This window comes from Klebsiella sp. RHBSTW-00215 (genome assembly GCF_014103785.1).
Taxonomy (GTDB): Bacteria; Pseudomonadota; Gammaproteobacteria; order Enterobacterales; family Enterobacteriaceae; genus Klebsiella.
Genome location: NZ_JABXQS010000001.1, coordinates 5,670,534 through 5,693,172, shown reverse-complemented (window position 1 = coordinate 5,693,172; position 22,639 = coordinate 5,670,534). Strand labels below are relative to the sequence as shown.

Genomic DNA, 22,639 nt, shown 5'->3' with positions numbered 1-22,639 from the left:
AATTCCTTAACGTCTGTCCGCGGGGAGCCTGGCGGCTTTGCCTGCGTCGTACCACCAGTTTTCAAAACCAGAAGAGTAGACCGCGCGGGTCTGCGGGAAAGAGAATTTATCCCAGTATGCGGTTCGGTCCTGCGCCATATACCACATCGGCAGCATGTAATAGTTCCACGTCAGCACGCGGTCGAGAGCCCGGCCCAGCGGCAGCAGCTTCTCCTTATTGCCCTGCCAGCGAATAATTTGGGCAATCAGCTGGTCGACGGCCGGGCTTTGTACACCGGAAGCGTTGTAGCTGGAGTCAATATATTCAGAGTCCCAGGAGATTTGCAGGTCAGTACCGGGCCAGGGCGTGGCGCGCCAGACGTTGGGCATCATGTCGTAATCGCGGCTGCGCTTGCGGTTGCTGTACTGGGAGTTGTCGACCTGGCGAATATCCATCGCAATCCCGAGCCGCTGAAGATTGTGCTGAAAGGGCAGAACCCAGCGATCGCTGCTCCCGGAAGGAAGTAGCAGCTCAAAACGTAACGGTTTGCCGCTTTTCGTGTTAACTCGCCGCTGGTTTTTCACCACCCATCCCGCCTGGTTAAGGATGGCATCTGCTTTGAGCAGGTTTGCGCGCTCGAAACCGTCGCCGCTGGAGACCGGGGGCAGGTAGAGCTGCGTGAAAACTTCGGCTGGGATCTCTTTTTTCAGCGGCGTCAGTAGAGCAAGCTCTTCGGCATCTGGATAATCACGCGCCGCGTATTCGGTATTCTGAAAGAAGCTATTGGCGCGGCTGTAAGAGTTATAAAACAGCGCCTTATTCATCCATTCAAAATCAAACGCGAGAGTTATGGCTTCGCGTACCCGCCGGTCGGTAAATACCGGGCGCTGGATGTTAAAAGCCAGCCACTGGGTATTCTGCGCTGAGGTGTTGGTATATTCATCTTTGACGATGTAGCCATGGGTAAAATTGCGCCCCACATAGCGGGTGGCCCAGTTCTTGGCGATATTCTCTTCGCGTCGGTCAACGGCTCCGGCTTTGAAGGCTTCAAAGGCGACGTTGTCATCCAGATAGTAATCGTAGCGCAAGGTGTCGAAATTCCAGCGCCCACGATTAACCGGTAAATCAGCGGCCCAGTAGTCTTTTACTCGCGAGTAGGTGATGTACTGACCCATACGCCAGGCGGTCACGCGGTACGGACCGCTAGCTAACGGTGGTGAAGAGAGCGGGTCGCTGAGCTTATGGTTACGCCAGAATTTTTCCGGCATCACTGGCAGGGAGAACAGGCTGAGCATATTCTCTTTGCCCGGTTTTGCCAGCTCAATGCGAACCGTTAGCGGGGCGATCGCTTTAACGGTGGTGCCTTTATAATAGAGGCGAAATTGCGGCACCCCTTCGGTCATAAACTTTTGAAAAGTAAACGCGACATCGCTGGCGGTTATTGAGCTGCCGTCATGGTAGCGGGCGTGTGGATTGAGGGTTATCTCCATCCACGAAAATGCTTCGTCATAGCGAGCGCTTTCGGCAATCAGCGGATAGTAGCTGCCGGGTTCGTCATCAGAGGTGGTAAACAAGGAGTCATACAGCGTTTCGGTACGTATGCCCGGGTTGCCGCGCAGTGCGTAGCGATTGAAGTTATCAAAGGTGCCAATGGCCGCAAGGGTAATCGCACCGCCTTTCGGCGCGGAGGGGTTGGCATAATCGTAGTGGTCAAAGCCAGCGACGTATTTAGGCTCGCCGATAATGGCGAACGTATTGCTCTCTTTAATCGCTTGCGCCTGGCTCTGCAGGCTAAATAAGGTCAGCAGTATCAGGCTGATGCGTACAAACATAACCAGGATATCGTCCTCCAATGACAGGCCTGAAGTGGCCTGACCTCTGATAGCGAATGATAAAGGAGACTCAGCGGGTTGTGAAATATTTCGCGGGTTCATTGTGGGCGGCGACCAGCGCTTCCAGGGTCAGCGGTCGGCTTAACCAGTAACCCTGCAGATAGTTCACTCCGTGCTGGCATAGCCATTCGGCCTGTTCCTGCGTTTCCACACCTTCGGCGACGGTGGTGAGCTTCAGACGGCGGCTCAGCGAGATCACGGCATCCAGAACCGGTGATGTCACGGTTTCGGTACCGATAGCTTGCACGAAGCCGCGGTCAATCTTCAGATAGTCAAAGTTATAGCGCTCCAGATAGATAAGCGCACTATGCCCGGTGCCAAAATCATCAATCGCAATTTCAAAGCCTTGCTCATGTAGCCAGTCGAAATTCTCCAACGATCGGTTTTTATCGATCATCGCGCGCTCGGTAATCTCCAGCACCACGCTAAAATGGTCAGAAGGCATAGTTGTCGCGAAATGTTGAAGATCCTGCTGAAAACTGTCGGCATGCAGGTGGGCGGGTGAAATATTTATCCCAAGCTTGCTACCGGCGGGCAGAAGGCTTTGCAGAGTCACCGCATCATGGGCTATCAGTTTTAACAGATGGCGGGTGAGAGGGATAATCATCTGCTGGGCTTCAGCCAGGGTGATAAACACGTCGGGAGGGATCTCCCCGGCGGTCGGGTGCCGCCAGCGCATCAGTACCTCAATACCGCTAATTTGCAGCGTGTCGGATTTCACTACCGGTTGGTAAACCACGTAAAACTGATCGTTTTTGATCGCCAACAGCAGTTCTTTGCGCGGGTCAGATTTGATAGTCAGGACGTAATAGCTCAAAAACCCTGCCAGCAGGCCGCATACCACGCCAAGCAGCAGGGCAAATTGGGTATTTTCTGCCAGCCAGCTGTTGGCGTAGAGATAAACTTTGAGCGGTAAACCGTCAATCTGCACCTGGCGGATTGGTGGCGAGAGTAGCGTTTGCGGGTCGATAAGTTTATTGCTGAAGGTGGAGATGGCAGTGTGGTTAATGGCCAGGGCAAGTCCGCTGAAATCGTTCTGCCGGGCAGAGTAGAGAATATAGGGTGTCAGGTTGGCATTAATCGAGACAAAAACACCGTCTTCTCCACCGTGCGGACTGCGGACCCACATCGCCAGCGCGGCGCTTTGCGGCATCATGGGCGTCCCGGGCAGAATGGCCATATCGACCGCTTTAGAGATATCGAGCTGGGGGATGAGCTGGGTTAAAGGCGTATTCATTGCCCCGGTGGCGGAAGAACAAAACGCGAAACCATTTTTAACCAGCAGGAGCGCACGCACGTTTGGGCTGAATGCAGCATGGGCGGTTAATCCAGAATCGACATTTTCACAGGGCTGATCGACTAGTGGTTGCAGGCCATCAATGGTCTGATTTAAATCGTGGAAGTAGCTCTTTAGATATGCATGAACATTATCAATGATGACGTCGAAACGCTCTGCCCGATTGTGATAAATCACCATAAACTGAATGCTACCGGCCAGCAGGGCGACGGCGATTCCGATACATAAGCTGGTTAGCCAGATTTTACGCCGAGGAGAGAAGTGACGGGTAGGCATAGGCTATATCAGTCCGTGTTATTGATTTGCGCCAGGGGGTCATAGAAGTCGTTTTTTCCATCCCCACTTAAAGACATAGCTTATATTGGCAGGTTCATTCGCTGACGAGCAAAAAAAAACACTGCCTCGGCAGTGTTTTCCTTTTTCTGGCATTGGCCAAGGGATAACCAATATCAGAAGAGTTTACGAGCGGCTCAGAACTCGTCGCGCTTCGTTATAGCGCTTTTTCCAGTACGGCTCATCCATGCTTGAAATCGTCACACCGCTGCTGGTGGATGCATGAACAAACTGGTTGTTGCCGATATAGATGCCAACATGTCGACCTGTAGAACCTGCACGGAACAGAACTAAATCACCAGTACGCAGTTGAGAACGCGTAATGGATTTACCTGAATCCTGCTGCTCAGAAGTTGAGCGCGGCAGTTCCAGACCAAACTGTTCACGGAAAGTACGTTGCACAAAGGCAGAACAATCAATGCCTTTACGAGTGCTGCCGCCGAGGCGGTAACGCACACCCTTCCAGCTGGCATATTGATCCATCAAACGGGACTTAACATCCAGATTGCGAACCATTGTTTCAAATTCATCCTGAGAGGCTTGCAGTGATGATAAATCGCCACTACCCACAGCAAGCGTCTCAGAATGCATATTTCTGGCGGTACTATTTGAACTACACGCGGAAAGCAGAACCGCAACTGCAATCGCGGGGGCGACCCGCAAGATATATCTCAAAATCGGCTGAGATTTGACCATGCTGTGTGTTATCCCTTGTTGTCCTTAACGACAATGTCGTTATAAAAAATGCCAAACGTGTTAGAGCCTAATTACCTGGTCGCAATGAGACAATTCCGTAAGCATAAAATTGTGGCCTAACGCACAAATTTATTCATTCTCTGAATTGATGTCGCTGGAAAGGCAAAACGAGATCGAGATTACCCGATCAAACAAGGGATGGCGAGCGGTTTTGCGCAATTTCTTATAAGTATTTTTGCGACAAAAAGTGAATCATCGGGAAAGGGTAAAATAGCGTCAATTGTGGGTAAAAAATATGCAATCCACTCATTTCTATAATGATTAATGTGACGGGAAGATGATGGAGGGATGAGAAAAAAGGAGCTGAGAGAAAAGGGACCCAGAACGATCCCTTATGAATGATATTAATCATTTGTAAGACGGAGTTTAATTTTTTGTTTTTCCGCCGGGTAGATAACGTTCAAATAAAGATATCACTTGATCGCTCAGTGGGGTCATCAACACCCAGGGCGCGCCAATCAATACGGCAGTTAATGAACCGACGGCAATATCGGTAAACCAGTGAGCGCCAATCATTACGCGCGGGAACGCGAAGACCACAAATATGACCAGCGCAATAGCCAACGCGCGATGACCAAAATAGCGCCACATAAAGGCGGCAAAAATCAGCAGCATCATGCCGTGATCGCCCGGGAAGCTATCCTTAGAGGCATCTTTAGTGGGAAATGAGATCACATCACTCACTTTAGTAATGTCGGTGAAAGAGAGCGAGGGGCTGGCGCGTTTGACCGGCATCAGATGCTGAGCCAACTGATTGATGACGACGGCGGCGAGCAGCATTACCAGGCCGATGATAATCACCCGGCGGCGTCCGGCGCTCTGTTCTTTAAACCAGAAGCTCAGCATCAGGCTGCCCATTGCCAGCAGCGAGCAGGCGTCGAATGCGCGGTTGTTGATAATTGCCAGCAGCCAGGTGTAAGCAGGGCTCACTCCAACCAGGTGGTTAAAGAAATAGAAGATAGCGGAATCCAGCGGATTCCAGAAACCATGGTTAACAGGAAAGTACCACGAGCAAAATAGCGCTATACCCGCCGCGTTCAGCAGCAGGATAAGGGGAATTCGATTTTTAATCATAATTATCGCGTGTTGTGTAAAACGACGGCAACCATAGCCGTCTTAACTTAAACGAAGCTTCAACAAGGAGGCCTGTAGCGCGTTCCAGTCGGTATCGGAATCAGCGATCAGCTCAATGCGGCTATCCGGCGGCGCAACGTTCTGCGTCTCAATATGCAGGTCAAGCTGCTGGCGATTGATACGCACCAGTCCTTCGGCAATACGCATCACGCCTTTAACGCGCCCGACCGGCGCCAGTCGCGCCCATTCGAGCAGGCCAACGGTATCAAAAATGGTCTCGGCGTCAAAAATCCAACCGCAGGCCTGATAGCCCTGACCGCTATTAAGACTGCGGCGCCAGCGCTGGTGGGTAGGGAGATTAAGCGCCGCTAGACCTGGTTTTTTCCCGTGGCTATGCGCGTGTTCAGCGCTTTCAGGTAGCGGCGTGACGTTGCGGCGCGGCAAATCAAGCCATACCGGGTCAATATTGCCCTGGGTGGCGCTGACGTGCTGACGCTCTCCGGCATAGGTCTGCCACCATGTTGCAAAGGCCAGTTGGCTTTCGCTGGTCGCGCGGTCCGCTTTATTGGTGATGACAATATCGGCGGCGGCTAACTGGTCGCGAAAGTTTTCGTTGGTCACCACCTTTTCGTCGAGCAACTGACGCGGGTCCAGCACGCATAGCGTCGCGCGCAGGTCGATCCACGGCTCGTATACCGCAGCGGTCAGAATATCGAGGATCTGTTTGGGATGGCCAAGACCGGTTGGCTCTATTAACAAGCGGTCAGGTTTTCCCTGGCGCAGCAGCGTATTGAGCCCAACCTGCATTGGCAGGCCGTTGACGCAGCACATGCAGCCGCCGGGGATTTCTTTAAGCAGGGCTCCGCTCTCGGCCAGCAGTGCGCCGTCGATGCCCACTTCGCCAAATTCGTTGACCAGCACGGCCCATTTTTCATCCGCGGGCTTATGGGCCAGCAGATGCAAAATCGAGGTCGTTTTGCCGCTGCCGAGAAATCCCGTGATCAAGTTAGTTTTGGTCACCTTTTCTCCAGGATAAATGTAATGTTGTAACAGTTGAGACTATCCTGACGAAAAAAAAGTGAAAAGAGAAGCCTTACCGCGGACAGAAAGGTGCTCTGTCCGCTTAAAGGCAGAAATTGTTAAGAATTCAGTGCGGCGTTAATCGCCTGGCGAGTGCCAGCGGTCACAAGTTGATGCCACGCGGCGGTGATGTTGGCGACGAACTGCGGGTTTTGCAAAAGATCGCAGCCAAAAATTTCTTCCAGGGAGAGTAGGGCGCTAACGCGCTGTTGTTCATTGCTGGCGGATACAATTTTTCCAATTTTATCCGCCAGAGGGTCGCGGATATCAATCTTATTTCCAGCGTCGTCAATGCCGCTGACATAGCGCATCCAGCCCGCTACGCCCAGCGCCAGCAGCGGCCACTGGCTGCCGCGAGCAAGGTGGATACGGATACCGTCAAGCATACGCTGCGGCAGCTTCTGGCTACCGTCCATAGCAATTTGCCAGGTGCGATGCTTCAGCGAGGGGTTGCTGAAACGCTCGATCAGGCTGTCAGCATAGGCCGTCAGGTCGACACCGGTGATTGAGAGTGTTGGTGCTTGTTCATCAAGCATCAAACGGTAAGCGGCGCTACGGAAAACCGGGTCCTGCATACAGTCGCTGACATGTTCGTGGCCCGCCAGATAGCCCAGCCAGGCGAGAAACGAATGGCTGCCGTTGAGCATCCGCAGCTTCATCTGTTCCCACGGCAGTACATCATCCGTCATCTGTACGCCAGCCGCTTCCCAGTCCGGGCGACCGGCAACAAAGTTATCTTCGACAACCCATTGAATAAACGGCTCGCAGCTAATCGCGCAGGGGTCTTCCACTCCCAGCACGGCGCTAATCTCCGCCAGCGACTCATCGGTGGCGGCTGGCACAATGCGGTCCACCATCGTGCCGGGAAAGCTGACGTGTTCAGCAATCCACTGCGCCAGCTCCGAATCGCGTTTTTCAGCCATTCCCAGCACGGCGTTTTTCACCACATGCCCATTGTTGGGAATATTATCGCAGGAGAGAACGGTAAACGGCGGCAGTCCACGTTGGCGGCGGCGCGCCAGCGTTTCGACCAGAATACCGGGCACCGATTGCGGCTGCGTGGGGTTTTCCAGGTCATGAATAATGCGTGGCTGCGTCATGTCCAGCAGGCCGCCGGCAGGGTCAATGCAGTAGCCTTTCTCGGTAATGGTTAGAGAAACAATGGCGACCTGCGGTTCGCAAAATTTCTCAATAATGGCAGCCAGCGAATCAAGTTTGGCGTTCAGACATTCATGCACTGCGCCGACAACGAGCGGCTGATTACCCTCGGCCCCTTTCTCCAGCACGGTAAACAGATGATCTTGTTGGCGAAGCTGGCTCATAAGCCGATCGCCGCTGAACAGGCTAATCTCGCAAATTCCCCAGTCCCCACCGCTGGCGTTGAGCACCCTGTCGGTGAGTAGGGCCTGGTGCGCGCGATGAAACGCGCCGAAACCGAAATGCACAATACGCGAACGCAGTTGGTTGCGATCGTACTGAGGGAGCTGCACGCCTTCCGGCAGCGTAGCTGTAGCAATGGTAGTCATTATTCATACACCTGATTAACTGACGATTAACATTCATTAGTGTAAAGTTATATGACAACAAATTAAATTGGTGAGCCGAATTTATCCACTTTGTGTGAACTTGATCAATCAGCCAAGCGTTCTATCTCGTCAGGCTTGAGAGCGATGACCATAGCGTAGCAGTAAATAACACATTATTGGTATAATAACTTTGGCGAGGAGCGCGACGGTTGTAACCTTGAGTTGGTATGAACCAAATGACCTGCGATACCAGATAAGGATAAGGTACGAACAAAAAAGGACAGCCTGGCGCTGTCCTCTGTGTTTCATTTTGGCAGAAAAAGCAGGACTTAGTCCGCGCGGCCCATATAGCGGCTCTCTTCGATATGGATACGAATGCGCTCGCCTGCGCTCAGGTATTCAGGAACCTGAACCACCAGGCCGGTGCTCAGGGTCGCCGGTTTGTTACGGGCGCTTGCGGATGCACCTTTGATGCCCGGCGCCGTTTCGACGATTTCCAGGTCAACGGTCTGCGGTAGTTCAAGGGCCAGCAGCTGACCGTCCCAGGTCAGAACCTGCATGTCCGGCATCCCGCCTTCAGGAATAAACAGCAGTTCTTCTTCAATCTGCTCTTTAGTAAAGATATACGGGGTGTAGTCTTCTTTATCCATAAAGACGTATTCGTTGCCATCAATATAGGAGAAGTCAACGAAACGACGGGTCAGGGTCACGGTATCGACGATATCATCGCCTTTAAAGCGCTCTTCCACTTTCAGGCCGGTACGTACGTCAGAGAAACGCATTTTGTACAGCGTTGCGGCGCCACGGGCGCTGGGTGACTGAATATCAATGTTTTTAACAATCAGCAGTTTGCCGTTGTAATTCAGCACCATACCTTTTTTAATTTCATTCGCTCTTGGCATTGCGGTAATCCTGTCACATAAAGGGTCAAAAATATCGCGTAAAACTACTCGCGCCGGGCCTTTCAGGCAAGTGGAATTCGTGTGTTTTGCTATCTTCAGGTAAAACGTTTAGTCTGGGCCGCCAAAAGCGTTATCAGAAGAGTCGATTATGGAATGCCGCCCCGACTGCGGAGCTTGCTGTATCGCTCCTTCTATCTCCAGCCCCATTCCGGGTATGCCGCAGGGCAAGCCCGCAAACACCCGATGCATACAGCTATCAGACAGCAACCTGTGCAATATTTTTGGCTCGCCGTTAAGGCCTAAAGTGTGTGGCAGCCTGAAGCCTGAAGTAGAGATGTGCGCGACGAATCGCGATGACGCGATGACCTGGCTTATTCATCTTGAACAGAGCACTTCCTGAAGCCACGAACTGCTTAATACAATAAATCAGAAAAATTATGCTCAGGATCCATCTCCCGCGCGAGGGCGATCAGTTTCTTCTTATTACCAAGAGCGTATCCGGATTTCTGTTTAACCAGCAGGCCTTCCTGGCAGAATTGTGCGATCACATATAATAAATGACGATACGACACGCCCATATATTCCGCCGCCGGGGTATGTTTTTCGTGATAAATATCACAATGCTGAGTTAATAAAATAAATGCTGCCAGACGATTCACCAGCGGAAAAGATTGATTTTGGGTGAGCGAAACGATGTTGCGATAGTTTTTTTGGCTTAACGCGATACAGAGATTACGCAGGAAAATGACGTCGTTCAGCAACAACGGGCGGAATGAAGCAATGGGCAGCGCCAGGCACCAGCACTCTTCGATGGCCTGAACGCCACGCGGATCGTGATGTTTATCAATGAGTTCTATCTCGCCGATAAAGCAGGGCGCGCCAAAGAAGTCGATCAGCGAGACACGACCATTAGCTGATGTGGTGTAAAGCTTAGCCCGGCCGCGTGCGAGGTAAAAAAGGTGCGCGGGTTGAGCCCCCTCTTTGACAATATAATCCCCTGCCACTACGTGGAACAATCGTGTATCCCGCACAACATCGACGGAAAATTTTTCCAGGTACCCCGAGTCGCTTATCAATTGCTGCTTGAGATTTTCATTTTGGATTTCTTTCACGGTCGCTTCCCGGTATGAGATTTCTCATATTCAGTATCAGTTTTCGCCTGGTATGCTGCAAACGTTAATCCGATACCTGTTTAATCCTGCTGTAATAACATAAAAATGGCGTAAAAGCGAAAAGAGGAAATAAAAATGGAAAAAAGAAAAATTATACTCGACTGCGATCCAGGTCACGATGATGCTATTGCGATAATGATGGCGGCCAGACATCCGGCAATTGATTTATTAGGGATAACGATTGTTGCGGGTAACCAAACGCTGGATAAAACGTTAGTCAATGGATTAAATGTTTGCCAGCACTTAGATATCAATGTGCCGATTTATGCCGGGATGCCACAGCCAATTATGCGCCAGCAAATTGTCGCTGATAATATTCATGGTGAAACCGGACTCGATGGGCCGGTATTTTCACCGTTAACTCGTCAGGCAGAAGAAACGCATGCGGTTAAATATATTATTGACACGCTCATGGCCAGTGAGGGTGACATCACGCTGGTCCCCGTTGGCCCACTGACCAATATTGCCGTCGCCATGCGAATGCAGCCGGAAATCCTGCCGAAAATTCGCGAGATTGTATTAATGGGCGGTGCTTATGGTACCGGAAACTTTACGCCATCGGCAGAGTTTAATATTTATGCCGACCCTGAAGCCGCTCGCGTGGTATTCAGCTCGGGCGTCCCTCTGGTCATGATGGGCCTGGATTTGACGAATCAGACGGTCTGCACCGCTGACGTTATTGCACGCATGGAAAAAGCCGGCGGTCCGGCGGGACAGTTGTTTAGCGATATCATGAATTTCACCCTCAAAACGCAGTTTGAAAACTACGGCTTAGCGGGTGGCCCGGTGCATGATGCCACCTGCATCGGCTATCTGATTAATCCTCAGGGCATCAAAACACAGGATATGTACGTTGAGGTGGATGTTAACAGCGGCCCCTGCTATGGCCGTACGGTCTGCGACGAACTGGGCGTGCTCGGTAAAGCGCCGAATACCAAAGTCGGCATCACCATTGATACCGATTGGTTTTGGGGTTTAGTTGAAGAGTGCGTGCGGATGTACCGTTAATCACTTTATGCCAGGCGTGTGGGATATCCCTCATCGCCTGATATACCCGTCGTCTTTCAAGCGGCTTCTTTGTTGGCTACGTTCGTTCACCCCAGTCACTTACTTGAGTAAGCTCCTGGGGCTTCTCTCTCTTGCCGCCTCGAAGCAACTTGAAATCCATTGGGTATAGAAACAGGCGGGCAGTAAGCGGTCGCCCGCAATAATATCAGACATACCAAAACCTGGCGTAATGCCGGGTTTGCTGGCATCAAGAGATAATCATTATGGATATAATGAGAAGTGTTTTGGGTATGGTGGTATTACTGGCAATCGCTTTTCTGCTGTCAGTAAATAAAAAAAGAATTAGTCTGCGCACGGTTGGCGCGGCGCTGGTACTGCAAATTGCCATTGGCGGCGTTATGCTCTATTTTCCGCCAGGAAAATGGTTGGCGGAGCAGGCGGCTTTCGGCGTACATAAAGTGATGACCTACAGCGATGCCGGTAGCGCATTTATTTTTGGTTCACTGGTCGGGCCAAAAATGGATCTCTTATTCGATGGTTCTGGTTTTATTTTCGCTTTTCGGGTATTGCCTGCCATTATTTTTATCACCGCATTGGTCAGCCTGCTTTATTATATTGGCGTAATGGGAATACTGATCCGAATTCTTGGCGGAATTTTCCAGAAAGCGCTGAATATTAGCAAGATTGAGTCATTTGTTGCCGTTACCACCATTTTCCTTGGGCAAAATGAGATCCCGGCGATCGTTAAGCCCTTTATTAACAAGCTAAATCGTAATGAGTTATTTACCGCGATTTGCAGCGGGATGGCTTCTATCGCCGGGTCGACGATGATTGGCTATGCCGGGCTGGGCGTGCCGATTGATTATCTGCTGGCGGCATCGTTGATGGCGATTCCCGGCGGTATTCTGTTTGCCCGTCTTCTTAGCCCGGCGACTGAAGCATCGCAGGTGACTTTCGAAAACCTCTCCTTCACCGAAACGCCGCCGAAAAGTTTTATTGAAGCTGCGGCTAGCGGCGCGATGGCTGGGGTGAAAATTGCCGTGGGCGTGGCGACGGTAGTGATGGCGTTTGTGGCAATTATTGCTCTGATCAACGGCGTGATTGGCGGTATCGGCGGTTGGTTCGGTTTTGGTCACGCGACCCTGGAGGGGATTTTCGGTTATGTCCTGGCACCGCTGGCATGGTTAATGGGCGTTGACTGGAGTGATGCGACGCTGGCGGGCAGCCTGATTGGCCAGAAGCTGGCGATAAACGAGTTCGTGGCCTACCTCAACTTCTCGCCGTTCCTGCAAACGCCGGGATCGCTGGATGTGAAAACTATCGCCATTATTTCGTTTGCGCTATGCGGTTTCGCCAACTTTGGTTCCATTGGCGTGGTAGTTGGCGCATTCTCGGCAATTGCACCCCAGCGCGCGTCTGAAATTGCCCAACTGGGGATGAGGGCGCTGGCTGCGGCAACGCTGTCAAACTTAATGAGCGCAACAATTGCCGGGTTTTTTATTGGCCTGGCGTAATACTCTGGTGTGCCGCTGATGCGGCACACCGCTGCTTTACACGTCTTTAATACGCCACAGGCAGGCCTGGGTAGCCACGCCCATGACTAGCGCAATCCAGAATACGGCGTGATAGCTCCAGACTTCTGCAACAACACCCGCCAGCGAACCGGCAATAATCCAGCCGACGCGAATGGTATTGGTATAGAGGGTCGTGGCCGCCCCGGCCTGGCCTGGCATCAGGTCCTGAAAATAGAGCATACCGATACCGGCCAGAATACCGATAAAAATAGCATTCAGCACCTGCAGGGCCAGCAGCAGCACGGGGGTGTGTACGGTTAGCATGCCGACATAAAACAGCACTCCGGCAATTGCAGAGATCTGCATCAGGAAACGCTTGCCAAAGCGTTTGGCGTAGTAGCCTGCAATCAGCATGGTCGGGATTTCCAGCCCGGCGGCGGTCCCCATCATTAATCCAGCCAGTTTCTCGGGTAAATGCAGCTCATTAATAATAAACAGCGGCATATTAATGATGTACAGGCTGTTGATTCCCCACATTAGCGTACAGATGATAAACAGCAGCAGCGCATCGCGACGGTTGGTTCGCGGTGCTTGAAGATGGCCTGTAGCCGTTTTTGGCTCTTTACGCATGCTGGGAAGGAAAAACCAGACCATCGCGCCGCAGACCACGAAGGCAATCGCCGCGCTGAGATACATCACCGTAAAGCCAAATCCCATCGCTAACGCATAAGCCAACGGTGGCCCGATAACCCACGCCAGTGAAACCTGTGCGCGCAGAATCGAGCTAAACATGACCGCCTCGCGGCCCGTTTTGTCCGCATGTTCGCGGGCGAGGGCGAACATTTGCGGGTTCGCAGTGGAACCAAAGCTGCTTAGAAACACGCCGACAAACAGCAAAATAAAGTAGTTACGGTTCCAGGCGAATAGCACGCAGGCCAGCACGCCCATCAGACAGCAAAAGACAATCAGCTGTTTGCGGTCGCCTTTGCGATCCGAACGTCCGGCAAGAAACTGGCTCACCAGAATGCCGATCACCGCGCTACCAGTAAAAAAGAAGCCGACCATCGCCGGTCGCACATGCACTTCGTTAGTTAAAAACAGGCTCAGGGTAGGCGTTTGCAGCGCCCCGGCAATGCCCGTCAGGAAGGCGACGATCAGGAAGGCGGAGGAGGTTAAATCAAACCCGCGTCGTGGGAAGGCGGCGCTACTGTTTTGCATGTCGATGTTCTGTGGTTTCAGGAATCGCGGAGTTTACGCCGCCAGTCAGAAAATGAACAGTGGCATGGCACGAATAAATCAAAAAGACGTTTCAAATTTTCAACTTCAGCAAAAAGCTGAACCAGAAAGGTATTCGTCACCTGCACTTCAGCAAAAGTGTGCAGTATCTCTAACTTCTGTTATCAGGTTGCTAAGTTTTCTTGCGCGATGACTAATAAAGGTACAGACTCCTTGAAACGTTTCAGCGTCATCGGGAGATTCTCCAGCAGGTAGATGACGCATTTTTTCTCAAAGTAGCTGAAACGATTCAATTCAGCAGGAGAGGAGAACCATGTTCCAGTTATCTGTGCAAGATATTCATCCCGGTCAGCAGGCCGGTAATAAAGAAGAGGCAATTCGTCAGGTTGCTTCCGCGCTGGTCAGTGCGGGCAACGTGGCGGATGGCTACATTAACGGGATGCTGGCTCGCGAGCAGCAAACCTCCACTTTCCTGGGTAACGGCATTGCCATTCCGCACGGCACTACCGACACCCGCGACCAGGTGCTGAAAACCGGCGTTCAGGTTTATCAGTTCCCGCAGGGCGTGACCTGGGGCGAAGGGCAGACCGCTTACGTCGCCATCGGTATCGCCGCCAGCTCGGATGAACATCTGGGACTGCTGCGTCAGCTGACCCATGTACTGAGCGATGATTCCGTTGCTGAACAGCTTAAATCCGCGACTACTGCTGAAGAACTGCGTGCTCTGCTGATGGGTGAAAAGCAGAGTGAAGTGCTGAAGCTGGACAACGACACGCTGAGCCTGGACGTTGTCGCCAGCGATCTGCTGACTCTGCAGGCGCTGAACGCCGCGCGATTGAAAGAAGCTGGTGCCGTTGATGCTTCCTTTGTCAGCAAAACGATTAATGAACAACCGCTGAACCTCGGTCAGGGCATCTGGCTGAACGACAGCACTGAAGGTAACCTGCGCAGCGCCGTTGCGGTCAGCCGTGCAGCAACCGCTTTTATCCGCGATGAGCAGCCGGTTTCCCTGCTGATTACCGTAGCGATGGCTGATGACCAGCCGACAGCGGTACTTAATCGCCTGACCAATTTACTGCTCGACAAAAAAGCTGACCGTTTGCTGAAAGCTGATGGCGCTACGCTGCTGGCGTTGCTGACCAGCGATGATGCCATCGCTGAAGACGTGCTGAGCGCTGAATATGTGATCCGCAATGAGCACGGGCTGCACGCGCGTCCAGGCACTATGCTGGTTAATACCATTAAACAATTCTCCAGCGACATTACCGTCACCAACCTTGATGGTTCGGGTAAACCGGCCAATGGTCGCAGCCTGATGAAAGTCGTGGCGCTGGGTGTGAAGAAAGGTCACCGTCTGCGCTTTACCGCGCAAGGTGAGGATGCGCAACAGGCGCTGGATGCGATTGGCGAAGCTATCGCCGCAGGCCTTGGGGAGGGCGCATAAATGAGCAGACGTGTCGCAACGATTACTTTAAACCCGGCCTATGACCTGGTGGGGTTTACCCCGGAAATTGAACGCGGTGAGGTTAACCTCGTGCGTACCACCGGCTTACATGCTGCCGGGAAAGGGATCAACGTTGCAAAAGTGCTGAAAGATCTCGGCATCGACGTCACCGTGGGTGGCTTCCTGGGTAAAGACAACCAGGATGGATTTCAGCAGCTGTTCAGTGAACTGGGCATCGCGAACCGTTTTCAGGTTGTGCAGGGTCGTACTCGTATCAACGTCAAACTGACGGAAAAAGACAGTGAAGTGACCGATTTCAACTTCTCTGGCTTTGAAGTGACGCCTGGCGACTGGGAACGTTTTGTTAATGATTCCCTGAGCTGGTTAGGTCAGTTCGATATGGTTTGCGTGAGCGGTAGCTTGCCATCCGGTGTGAGCCCGGAAGCGTTCACCGACTGGATGACCCGTCTGCGTAGTCAGTGCCCGTGCATCATTTTTGACAGCAGCCGCGAAGCACTGGTTGCTGGCCTGAAAGCGGCGCCATGGTTGGTGAAACCTAACCGTCGCGAGCTGGAAATCTGGGCGGGTCGTAAGCTGCCTGAAATGAAAGATGTGATTGAAGCAGCCCACGCGCTGCGTGAACAGGGGATTGCCCACGTGGTTATCTCCCTTGGCGAAGAAGGTGCTCTGTGGGTTAACGCATCCGGAGAGTGGATTGCTAAGCCGCCTTCAGTCGAAGTGATTAGCACCGTTGGTGCGGGGGACTCTATGGTTGGCGGCCTGATTTACGGTCTGCTAATGCGCGAGTCCAGCGAGCATACGCTGCGTCTGGCGACGGCGGTTGCCGCGCTGGCGGTGAGTCAAAGCAATGTCGGTATTACCGATCGTACCCAGTTGGCCGCAATGATGGCGCGCGTCGACTTACAACCCTTTAATTAACAGCAGGAGAGGCATAATGAAAACGCTGCTGATTATTGATGCCGGGCTTGGACAGGCTCGCGCCTATATGGCGAAGACCCTGTTGAGCACTGCGGCGCAAAAAGCGCAACTCGAACTGATTGATAACCCGAACGACGCTGAACTGGCGATCGTGCTGGGCGCGACGCTGCCTGCTGATAGCGCGCTGAACGGCAAGAAGGTTTATCTCGGCGACATTAACCGCGCCGTGGCTCACCCGGAACTGTTCCTCAGTGAAGCCAAAAGCCACGCGACGCCTTACACCGCTCCGGCGGCGGTTGCTTTACCGGCTGCGACCAACGGCCCGAAACGCATTGTGGCGGTAACCGCTTGTCCGACTGGCGTAGCGCATACGTTTATGGCGGCGGAAGCGATTGAAACCGAAGCCAAAAAACGCGGCTGGTGGGTGAAAGTTGAAACTCGTGGCTCCGTGGGCGCGGGCAACGCGATCACCCCGGAAGAAGTGGAACAAGCGGATCTGGTGGTGGTTGCTGCTGATATCGAAGTCGATCTGGCGAAATTCGCTGGTAAGCCGATGTATCGCACCACCACCGGCCTGGCGCTGAAGAAAACCGCTCAGGAGCTGGATAAAGCTGTCGTTGAGGCGAAACCGTACCAGCCTTCGGGTAAATCCCAGGCGGCAACGGAGGGGAAAAAAGAGTCTGCGGGGGCATACCGTCACCTGCTGACCGGCGTTTCATACATGCTGCCAATGGTTGTTGCGGGCGGCCTGTGTATTGCGCTCTCCTTTGCCTTTGGTATTAAAGCTTTTGAAGTCCCGGATACTCTGGCAGCGGCGCTGATGCAAATCGGCGGTGGCTCAGCCTTTGCGCTGATGGTTCCGGTGCTGGCGGGCTTCATTGCCTTCTCAATTGCTGACCGTCCGGGCCTGACCCCTGGTCTTATCGGCGGTATGCTGGCAGTGAGCACCGGGTCTGGGTTTATCGGCGGTATTATCGCTGGTTTCCTTGCAGGTTATGTGGCGAAAGCGATTAGTACGAAGCTGAAATTGCCGCAAAGTATGGAAGCGCTGAAACCGATTCTGATCATTCCGCTGGTTTCCAGTCTGATCGTCGGTCTGGCGATGATTTACCTGATTGGTAAACCTGTTGCCGGGATCCTCGAAGGTCTGACCCACTGGCTGCAAACCATGGGTACGGCGAATGCGGTTCTGCTCGGCGCGATCCTCGGCGGTATGATGTGTACCGATATGGGCGGTCCGGTGAATAAAGCAGCCTATGCGTTTGGTGTTGGCCTGCTGAGTACCCAAACCTATGCGCCGATGGCGGCGATTATGGCGGCGGGTATGGTTCCACCGCTGGCGCTGGGTCTGGCAACGCTGGTTGCGCGTAAAAAGTTCGACAAAGCGCAGCAAGAAGGTGGCAAAGCCGCGCTGGTCCTCGGTCTGTGCTTTATCACTGAAGGGGCGATTCCATTCGCTGCTCGTGACCCGATGCGCGTCCTGCCTTGCTGTATCGTTGGTGGTGCGGTGACCGGCGCGATGTCCATGTGGGTTGGCGCCAAATTGATGGCACCGCATGGCGGTCTGTTTGTTCTGCTGATTCCTGGTGCGATTACGCCGGTTCTCGGCTACCTGATGGCGATTGTTGTCGGTACGCTGGTCGCAGGTCTCTCCTACGCGGTGCTGAAACGTCCTGAAGTTCAGGTGGAAGAAAAAGCAGCCTGATAGACCTTGTAATATCTTCATTAAGGGCAGAGTTTTCTCTGCCCTTTTTTATTGTTTCTGACGCTAGTGGTTTTCCCTGCCTGAATTGTTATTATTCTTTTTCCTTGTCTAGTTTGGGCCAGCCATACTATGTTTCCATTTACGCTTCGTGAAATGACTCACGCTGATATTCCCGCAGTTCAGTCGTTCCTTGTTCAGCACCTCAATCTGTTCTTCAACGCTGGTAGATCAATACCTTCTGCCGATGAGGATATTTTTAATCTCGAACAGCAGTATATTTCGCAGGAAAGGAATTTGCTGCTTTGTGCATGGGATGAAAAACAGGAGTTAATCGCTACACTGGCAGTATGTCAATATGATGACAGGCTCGCTGAGTTGCGCGGGCGTTATAATTTGTCTGAAACCGCAGAAATTTGCCGCTGTTATGTGGATAAGCGCTATCGCAGACAGGGCATTGGTAGTCAGTTGATCGCTTTTGCTGAGGAATTCTGTCGGCAGCAACAATATAAAACCTTATATCTTCACACGCATCATTTTTTGCCTGGAGGCTATCATTTCTGGTTGCGTAATCATTTTAGCGTTGTGATGGATATGCAGGATAAATGGCAGTTGGTTCATATGGAGAGATCACATTAATAAATGAACCCAACGCTAATTGGACGCATTGTTGATAGCGATCAATATATTTAATTTGAGGTAAGCAAACCGAGTATATAGTTTGATCAGTGTCAATTAATTCTCATTTAGCTTTTTGTGATTATTTTCAAGCATAACTTTCTGGTAAGTGATTTTGTTGTAACTGATTGTATTTTATTGCTATTTTTATATTAGTGTGACGTTTTAATCGTTTCGTCATACGGTTGACCTTGTTTACAATTGCCGCTAGAGTCGCTTTCGACAGCATTTCATTACATTTTTGTATTTGAATAGGAATATGGTGCGAATTGTTAAATTCAATGCCATAACTGCCCCCGCAACTGTAGGCGGATGCAGAATATCCTTGTGCGGTTAATTAACCGCTGGTCACTGTAAAGTTTGTCTTTATGGGAAGGCTGATATTCTGGTTACCGTGAGTCAGGAGACCTGCTGTCAATAATGTTGTATACCATTGAGTGGACGGGATGGTCCATGGGATGAATTATTTGACGCAGACAGTAGTGTATTTATGAATAAAATTTTGGCTAAGTAAGGCTTATTTGCATTTTTTGCATATCTTTATTCTTAAATTTCACGATTCAATGTCATCTATCTTCATGTCTCCTCCCGATATATGGAACGAAATGAGCCATGACCAGACCTTCAGATCTGGCATCAACGGGACGATGATAATGCACGCTAATTTTACTTCTTTCACTTCTAAAAAAACGCTTCTGATTATTGCAGGCGCAACTCTACTACTCAACTCCAGTGTCGCCAGTGCGGCAAAAACTGAATATCCCTTAACGATTAAAAACTGCGGCCGCGACATCACCTTCAATCAGGCCCCTAAACGTGTGGCGACGGTGGGTCAGAACAGCACTGAAATTCTCTATTCGCTCGGGCTTGCCGATCGCGTAGTGGGTACTTCGCTGTGGTTTGGCCCTGTACCTGATGCGTATAAAGCGGCAAACGAGAAAGTGGACGTCATTGCGCAAAATATTCCCAGCTTTGAAGGGATTATTGCTAAAAAACCGGAGCTGGTTGCCAGCCAGTTTGAGTGGCAAATCGGTCCTGCGGGTACGGTTGCCTCTTACGAGCAGTTTAGTGAACTGAACGTTCCGGTCTACACCGCACCTGCCGACTGCGCGAAAGATAACGAAGATGGCGGTGATGGCGTCCGTAAAGGTATGTTTGATATTGCCATGGTGTATCAGGAAGTCGCTGATCTGGCAAAAATCTTCGACGTTCAGGATAAAGGCGATGCGCTGATTGCCAGTCTTAAAGCACGTGAAGCAGCAGCGATAAATAAAATTTCCGGCATGGATAAAAATGTCTCAGCAGTATTCTGGTTCTCCAGCGCCGACCTGCAGCTTGATCCATACGTGGCAGGGAAGTTTGGTCCAGCCGCATGGATTGCTCAGAAGCTAGGCGTGAAAAACGTTATTGATTCAGCCGAAGAGTGGCCAACGGTAGGTTGGGAGACCATTGCCAAAGCCAATCCTTCGGTCATTGTACTCGGTGAGATGAGTCGTCGCCGCTTCCCGGCCGATGACTGGCAGGTCAAGATGGATTACCTCAAGTCCGACCCAGTCGCCAAACTACTTCCTGCGGTGAAGGAAAATCATCTGCCTGTCATTGACGTACAAACAATGAACGCCGGCATCAGAACTATTGATGGGCTAGAAAAACTGGCTGATGCCCTGGTTGAATATGGCTTAGCGCATCCACAGGCCTCTCATTAATCTACGTTTTGCGCTATGTCCTTGCCCGGCATAGCGCATCTCCGTTACTCAGGAACGCAGATATAATCATGAGTGATTCTCGCAGGATGCGTCGCGCTGTTGGTCAGCTTGCGGTAAGAGTTGGTGGACATGCCATTTGGGTTAGTGTGCTGATGTGCTGCGTACTGCTGGCGGGGATCTCCATTGGCGAAACGCTTATCCCCTGGCAGCATGTACTCAGTACGCTGGCAAATCGTCTGCTTGATACTGACTATCCAGTCGATGCGCTGGATGCCGGGATCATCTGGAACTATCGCCTGACGCGAGCCCTGGTTTCTGCCTGCTGCGGCGCGTGCCTCGCGGTGTCCGGGGTAGTGCTACAGTCGATACTGCGTAATGCGCTTGCTGAGCCCTATCTGCTGGGCATTTCCGCCGGGGCTTCTACCGGTGCAGTACTGGTTGCGCTCACCGGTCTGGGGGCTGGGATCATCAGTATGTCATTTGGCGCTTTCATTGGTGCGCTGACGGCATTTCTGTTCGTCGCTCTGCTGGCGATGGCTGCAGGCGGCAGGCAAGGTGGTGGCATCACAACCCAAATCATTCTTGCTGGGATCGCCAGTTCGCAGCTATTCAACGCTATTACTTCACTGATCATCACCCGCTCAGCAAACGCCGAACAGGCGCGCGGTATTATGTTCTGGCTGTTGGGTAACCTGAGCGGCGTGCGCTGGCCCGATGTTGTATTAGCCATTCCTACTGCCCTGGTCGGTGTCGCGCTGTGCTTCTGTTATGCCCGCCATCTCGATGCTTTTTCCTTTGGCGCTGAGTCTGCGGCATCGTTAGGAATTCCTGTCAAACGCACCCGTGCGGTACTTATTGCCGCTGTCACCGGTATGACGGCGATTATGGTCTCCATCGTCGGTGCCATTGGCTTTGTTGGTCTGGTTATCCCCCACGCTGCCCGTATGTTGGTTGGTAACCAACACCATCGCCTGTTGCCAGTTAGCGCACTGATTGGGGCGATTTTTCTCATCATTGCCGATGTTATCTCCCGCACATTACTGCCCGGACAGGTATTACCTATAGGTGTGATCACGGCTCTGGTCGGCGCGCCCGCGTTTTCAATCATCCTGATCAGAGGAAATAAGGCCAAATGACCGTCAATCTTGTACTGCCTCCTTTAGCCTCGGCTGAAGTCGTTATCGAGGCGTGTAACCTGCGCTGGAAGGTAAAAGGCAAAGTGATCGTTGATGATGTCTCGCTCAGGGTGGCTCCCGGCGAGTTTGTCGGAATTATTGGCCCCAACGGGTCGGGTAAAACATCACTCATTTCGTTGTTAGCAGGTTTGTTGAAACCCACGTCTGGACGCATCACGCTACAGCACAAAGCACTCCATCATTACTCACGTCGCCATCTTGCACAGCAGGTGGCGCTGGTCGAACAACAGGCTGAGACAGGTGAACGTATTACCGCTTTGCAGGCCGTTTCGCTGGGACGGACCCCCTGGCTTAGCCTGCTCTCGCCCTGGTCCGCTAAAGATGACGATATCGTGCAAACGATGCTGAGGAAGGTCGATCTCCGCGAATTACAGCACCGTTGCTGGCATACCTTTTCTGGGGGAGAGAAACAGCGCCTGCATATCGCCCGGGCGCTGGCACAGCAGCCGCAGTTGTTGCTAATGGATGAACCTACCAACCACCTCGACATTCAACATCAGATTGGCCTGCTTAGCCTGGTTAAACGTGAAAAGCTCACGGTAATTGCCGCCCTGCACGACCTGAATCATGCCGCGATGTTTTGCGATCGCATCATCGTGATGAAGTCTGGACGCATGGTGATGCAGGGCGCTCCAGGCACCATTTTTACCCGGGAACACCTCAGCACCTGGTTTGGCATTGACGCCATTGTTGAACGCGAACCAGGCGGTACAAGCTGCTTTATTCGTTATCAGAGACCTGATGAATTCTAAGGAAGAATCGATGAAATACCTCAAACAGAGCCTGAAAGTTTTATGTTTACTGGCCTTCACTTCTTCAGTCTTCGCGCAAACTCATGAAGTATTAATGAAAAATCGCGGGACGGCAGGGCCAATGATCTATGAGCCGGATTACCTGGAGATCCAACCTGGTGATACGGTGAAGTTTATCCGTAAGCATAAAAGCCATAACGCGGCCTCCATCGCGGAACTGTCTCCGGCGGATTATCCGGGGTTTATGGGCAAAATCGATGAAGAGATCGAAGTGAAATATGACAATGCCGGATTTTACGGCGTCAAATGCACACCACACTACGCGCAGGGCATGGTGATGTTGATTAAGGTTGGTGATGCCACTCTGCCGGACAGCTATCGCGCGTTTAAAGCACCGGGAATTGCCGATAAACGCTTCCAGGATATCTACTCACGTATCGACAAGCAGTAGC

Annotated in this window: 20 protein-coding genes and 1 riboswitch; of the genes, 11 read left to right on the top strand and 9 right to left on the bottom strand. The window is 52.0% G+C overall.

Annotation, left to right across the window (positions count from 1 at the left end; genetic code table 11):
• Positions 1-6 precede the first annotated feature (6 nt).
• The 7 genes from HV127_RS27090 to yeiP form a co-directional block, all read right to left on the bottom strand.
• Positions 7-1,812, bottom strand: a complete 1,806-nt coding sequence (locus HV127_RS27090; protein ID WP_182240010.1) for an extracellular solute-binding protein — start codon at positions 1,810-1,812, stop codon at positions 7-9.
• Positions 1,813-1,882: 70 nt separating this feature from the next.
• Positions 1,883-3,445 (bottom strand): cyclic di-GMP phosphodiesterase, encoded by a 1,563-nt coding sequence (locus HV127_RS27085; protein ID WP_182240008.1) that lies wholly within the window; start codon positions 3,443-3,445, stop codon positions 1,883-1,885.
• A 183-nt stretch (positions 3,446-3,628) separates the two neighbouring features.
• Positions 3,629-4,198: a bifunctional murein DD-endopeptidase/murein LD-carboxypeptidase gene (mepS, locus tag HV127_RS27080; protein ID WP_110272352.1), complete on the bottom strand. Its 570-nt coding sequence runs from the start codon at positions 4,196-4,198 to the stop codon at positions 3,629-3,631.
• Between the two features lie 426 nt (positions 4,199-4,624).
• Positions 4,625-5,338 (bottom strand): phosphatase PAP2 family protein, encoded by a 714-nt coding sequence (locus HV127_RS27075; protein ID WP_182240861.1) that lies wholly within the window; start codon positions 5,336-5,338, stop codon positions 4,625-4,627.
• A gap of 36 nt (positions 5,339-5,374) precedes the next feature.
• On the bottom strand, positions 5,375-6,352 hold the full coding sequence (locus HV127_RS27070) for a GTP-binding protein (protein ID WP_182240006.1): 978 nt from the start codon (positions 6,350-6,352) through the stop codon (positions 5,375-5,377).
• 119 nt (positions 6,353-6,471) lie between these two features.
• Positions 6,472-7,938, bottom strand: a complete 1,467-nt coding sequence (locus HV127_RS27065; protein WP_182240003.1) for a fructuronate reductase — start codon at positions 7,936-7,938, stop codon at positions 6,472-6,474.
• Between the two features lie 329 nt (positions 7,939-8,267).
• Positions 8,268-8,840: an elongation factor P-like protein YeiP gene (gene yeiP, locus HV127_RS27060; RefSeq protein WP_112213059.1), complete on the bottom strand. Its 573-nt coding sequence runs from the start codon at positions 8,838-8,840 to the stop codon at positions 8,268-8,270.
• Between the two features lie 148 nt (positions 8,841-8,988).
• Between yeiP and HV127_RS27055 the strand changes: the two genes are divergently transcribed.
• The gene (locus tag HV127_RS27055) at positions 8,989-9,240 is read left to right on the top strand and encodes a YkgJ family cysteine cluster protein (protein WP_182240001.1); all 252 of its coding nucleotides are present in this window, start codon (positions 8,989-8,991) and stop codon (positions 9,238-9,240) included.
• 13 nt (positions 9,241-9,253) lie between these two features.
• On the opposite strand, the gene HV127_RS27050 is transcribed toward HV127_RS27055, so the two are convergent.
• Positions 9,254-9,952 (bottom strand): transcriptional regulator YeiL, encoded by a 699-nt coding sequence (locus tag HV127_RS27050; RefSeq protein WP_182239999.1) that lies wholly within the window; start codon positions 9,950-9,952, stop codon positions 9,254-9,256.
• 135 nt (positions 9,953-10,087) lie between these two features.
• On the opposite strand from HV127_RS27050, the gene rihB reads away from it, so the two are divergent.
• Together rihB and HV127_RS27040 are read left to right on the top strand one after the other, a co-directional pair.
• The gene (rihB, locus tag HV127_RS27045) at positions 10,088-11,020 is read left to right on the top strand and encodes a ribosylpyrimidine nucleosidase (RefSeq protein WP_182239997.1); all 933 of its coding nucleotides are present in this window, start codon (positions 10,088-10,090) and stop codon (positions 11,018-11,020) included.
• Positions 11,021-11,283: 263 nt separating this feature from the next.
• Complete coding sequence (locus HV127_RS27040) at positions 11,284-12,534, top strand: NupC/NupG family nucleoside CNT transporter (RefSeq protein ID WP_112213062.1); 1,251 nt, start codon at positions 11,284-11,286, stop codon at positions 12,532-12,534.
• Positions 12,535-12,570: 36 nt separating this feature from the next.
• Here HV127_RS27040 and setB read toward each other — a convergent pair whose 3' ends face one another.
• Positions 12,571-13,752: a sugar efflux transporter SetB gene (setB, locus tag HV127_RS27035; RefSeq protein WP_182239995.1), complete on the bottom strand. Its 1,182-nt coding sequence runs from the start codon at positions 13,750-13,752 to the stop codon at positions 12,571-12,573.
• A gap of 331 nt (positions 13,753-14,083) precedes the next feature.
• Here setB and fruB point away from each other — a divergent pair, with 331 nt between their 5' ends.
• The 8 genes from fruB to HV127_RS26995 all read left to right on the top strand — a co-directional run bounded on the left by fruB (position 14,084) and on the right by HV127_RS26995 (position 22,638).
• Positions 14,084-15,214, top strand: a complete 1,131-nt coding sequence (gene fruB, locus HV127_RS27030; RefSeq protein WP_142512989.1) for a fused PTS fructose transporter subunit IIA/HPr protein — start codon at positions 14,084-14,086, stop codon at positions 15,212-15,214.
• Positions 15,215-16,153 (top strand): 1-phosphofructokinase, encoded by a 939-nt coding sequence (fruK, locus tag HV127_RS27025; RefSeq protein WP_110272362.1) that lies wholly within the window; start codon positions 15,215-15,217, stop codon positions 16,151-16,153. It abuts the gene before it with no gap.
• Positions 16,154-16,169: 16 nt separating this feature from the next.
• Positions 16,170-17,858: a PTS fructose transporter subunit IIBC gene (fruA, locus tag HV127_RS27020; protein ID WP_182239993.1), complete on the top strand. Its 1,689-nt coding sequence runs from the start codon at positions 16,170-16,172 to the stop codon at positions 17,856-17,858.
• A gap of 153 nt (positions 17,859-18,011) precedes the next feature.
• A complete protein-coding gene (locus tag HV127_RS27015; RefSeq protein ID WP_110272438.1) occupies positions 18,012-18,494 on the top strand; it encodes a GNAT family N-acetyltransferase in 483 nt (160 codons plus the stop codon).
• A 245-nt stretch (positions 18,495-18,739) separates the two neighbouring features.
• Positions 18,740-18,964, top strand: a riboswitch (cobalamin riboswitch).
• A gap of 222 nt (positions 18,965-19,186) precedes the next feature.
• A complete protein-coding gene (locus HV127_RS27010) occupies positions 19,187-20,239 on the top strand; it encodes an ABC transporter substrate-binding protein (protein WP_110272439.1) in 1,053 nt (350 codons plus the stop codon).
• A gap of 68 nt (positions 20,240-20,307) precedes the next feature.
• Complete coding sequence (locus tag HV127_RS27005; protein ID WP_110272364.1) at positions 20,308-21,375, top strand: iron ABC transporter permease; 1,068 nt, start codon at positions 20,308-20,310, stop codon at positions 21,373-21,375.
• A complete protein-coding gene (locus HV127_RS27000) occupies positions 21,372-22,187 on the top strand; it encodes an ABC transporter ATP-binding protein (protein WP_182239991.1) in 816 nt (271 codons plus the stop codon). Before HV127_RS27005 ends, HV127_RS27000 begins: the two co-directional genes overlap by 4 nt.
• 10 nt (positions 22,188-22,197) lie before the next feature.
• Complete coding sequence (locus HV127_RS26995; RefSeq protein ID WP_110272366.1) at positions 22,198-22,638, top strand: pseudoazurin; 441 nt, start codon at positions 22,198-22,200, stop codon at positions 22,636-22,638.
• Position 22,639: the final 1 nt, after the last annotated feature.

What these genes read in the sequence shown, in the direction of transcription:
- HV127_RS27090 (WP_182240010.1), bottom strand. Translation starts at nt 1,812, where the DNA reads ATGTTTGTACGCATCAGCCTGATACTGCTGACCTTATTTAGCCTGCAG.
- HV127_RS27085 (WP_182240008.1), bottom strand. Translation starts at nt 3,445, where the DNA reads ATGCCTACCCGTCACTTCTCTCCTCGGCGTAAAATCTGGCTAACCAGC.
- mepS (WP_110272352.1), bottom strand. Translation starts at nt 4,198, where the DNA reads ATGGTCAAATCTCAGCCGATTTTGAGATATATCTTGCGGGTCGCCCCC.
- HV127_RS27065 (WP_182240003.1), bottom strand. Translation starts at nt 7,938, where the DNA reads ATGACTACCATTGCTACAGCTACGCTGCCGGAAGGCGTGCAGCTCCCT.
- yeiP (WP_112213059.1), bottom strand. Translation starts at nt 8,840, where the DNA reads ATGCCAAGAGCGAATGAAATTAAAAAAGGTATGGTGCTGAATTACAAC.
- HV127_RS27055 (WP_182240001.1), top strand. Translation starts at nt 8,989, where the DNA reads ATGGAATGCCGCCCCGACTGCGGAGCTTGCTGTATCGCTCCTTCTATC.
- rihB (WP_182239997.1), top strand. Translation starts at nt 10,088, where the DNA reads ATGGAAAAAAGAAAAATTATACTCGACTGCGATCCAGGTCACGATGAT.
- HV127_RS27040 (WP_112213062.1), top strand. Translation starts at nt 11,284, where the DNA reads ATGGATATAATGAGAAGTGTTTTGGGTATGGTGGTATTACTGGCAATC.
- setB (WP_182239995.1), bottom strand. Translation starts at nt 13,752, where the DNA reads ATGCAAAACAGTAGCGCCGCCTTCCCACGACGCGGGTTTGATTTAACC.
- fruB (WP_142512989.1), top strand. Translation starts at nt 14,084, where the DNA reads ATGTTCCAGTTATCTGTGCAAGATATTCATCCCGGTCAGCAGGCCGGT.
- fruK (WP_110272362.1), top strand. Translation starts at nt 15,215, where the DNA reads ATGAGCAGACGTGTCGCAACGATTACTTTAAACCCGGCCTATGACCTG.
- fruA (WP_182239993.1), top strand. Translation starts at nt 16,170, where the DNA reads ATGAAAACGCTGCTGATTATTGATGCCGGGCTTGGACAGGCTCGCGCC.
- HV127_RS27015 (WP_110272438.1), top strand. Translation starts at nt 18,012, where the DNA reads ATGACTCACGCTGATATTCCCGCAGTTCAGTCGTTCCTTGTTCAGCAC.
- HV127_RS27010 (WP_110272439.1), top strand. Translation starts at nt 19,187, where the DNA reads ATGCACGCTAATTTTACTTCTTTCACTTCTAAAAAAACGCTTCTGATT.
- HV127_RS27005 (WP_110272364.1), top strand. Translation starts at nt 20,308, where the DNA reads ATGAGTGATTCTCGCAGGATGCGTCGCGCTGTTGGTCAGCTTGCGGTA.
- HV127_RS27000 (WP_182239991.1), top strand. Translation starts at nt 21,372, where the DNA reads ATGACCGTCAATCTTGTACTGCCTCCTTTAGCCTCGGCTGAAGTCGTT.
- HV127_RS26995 (WP_110272366.1), top strand. Translation starts at nt 22,198, where the DNA reads ATGAAATACCTCAAACAGAGCCTGAAAGTTTTATGTTTACTGGCCTTC.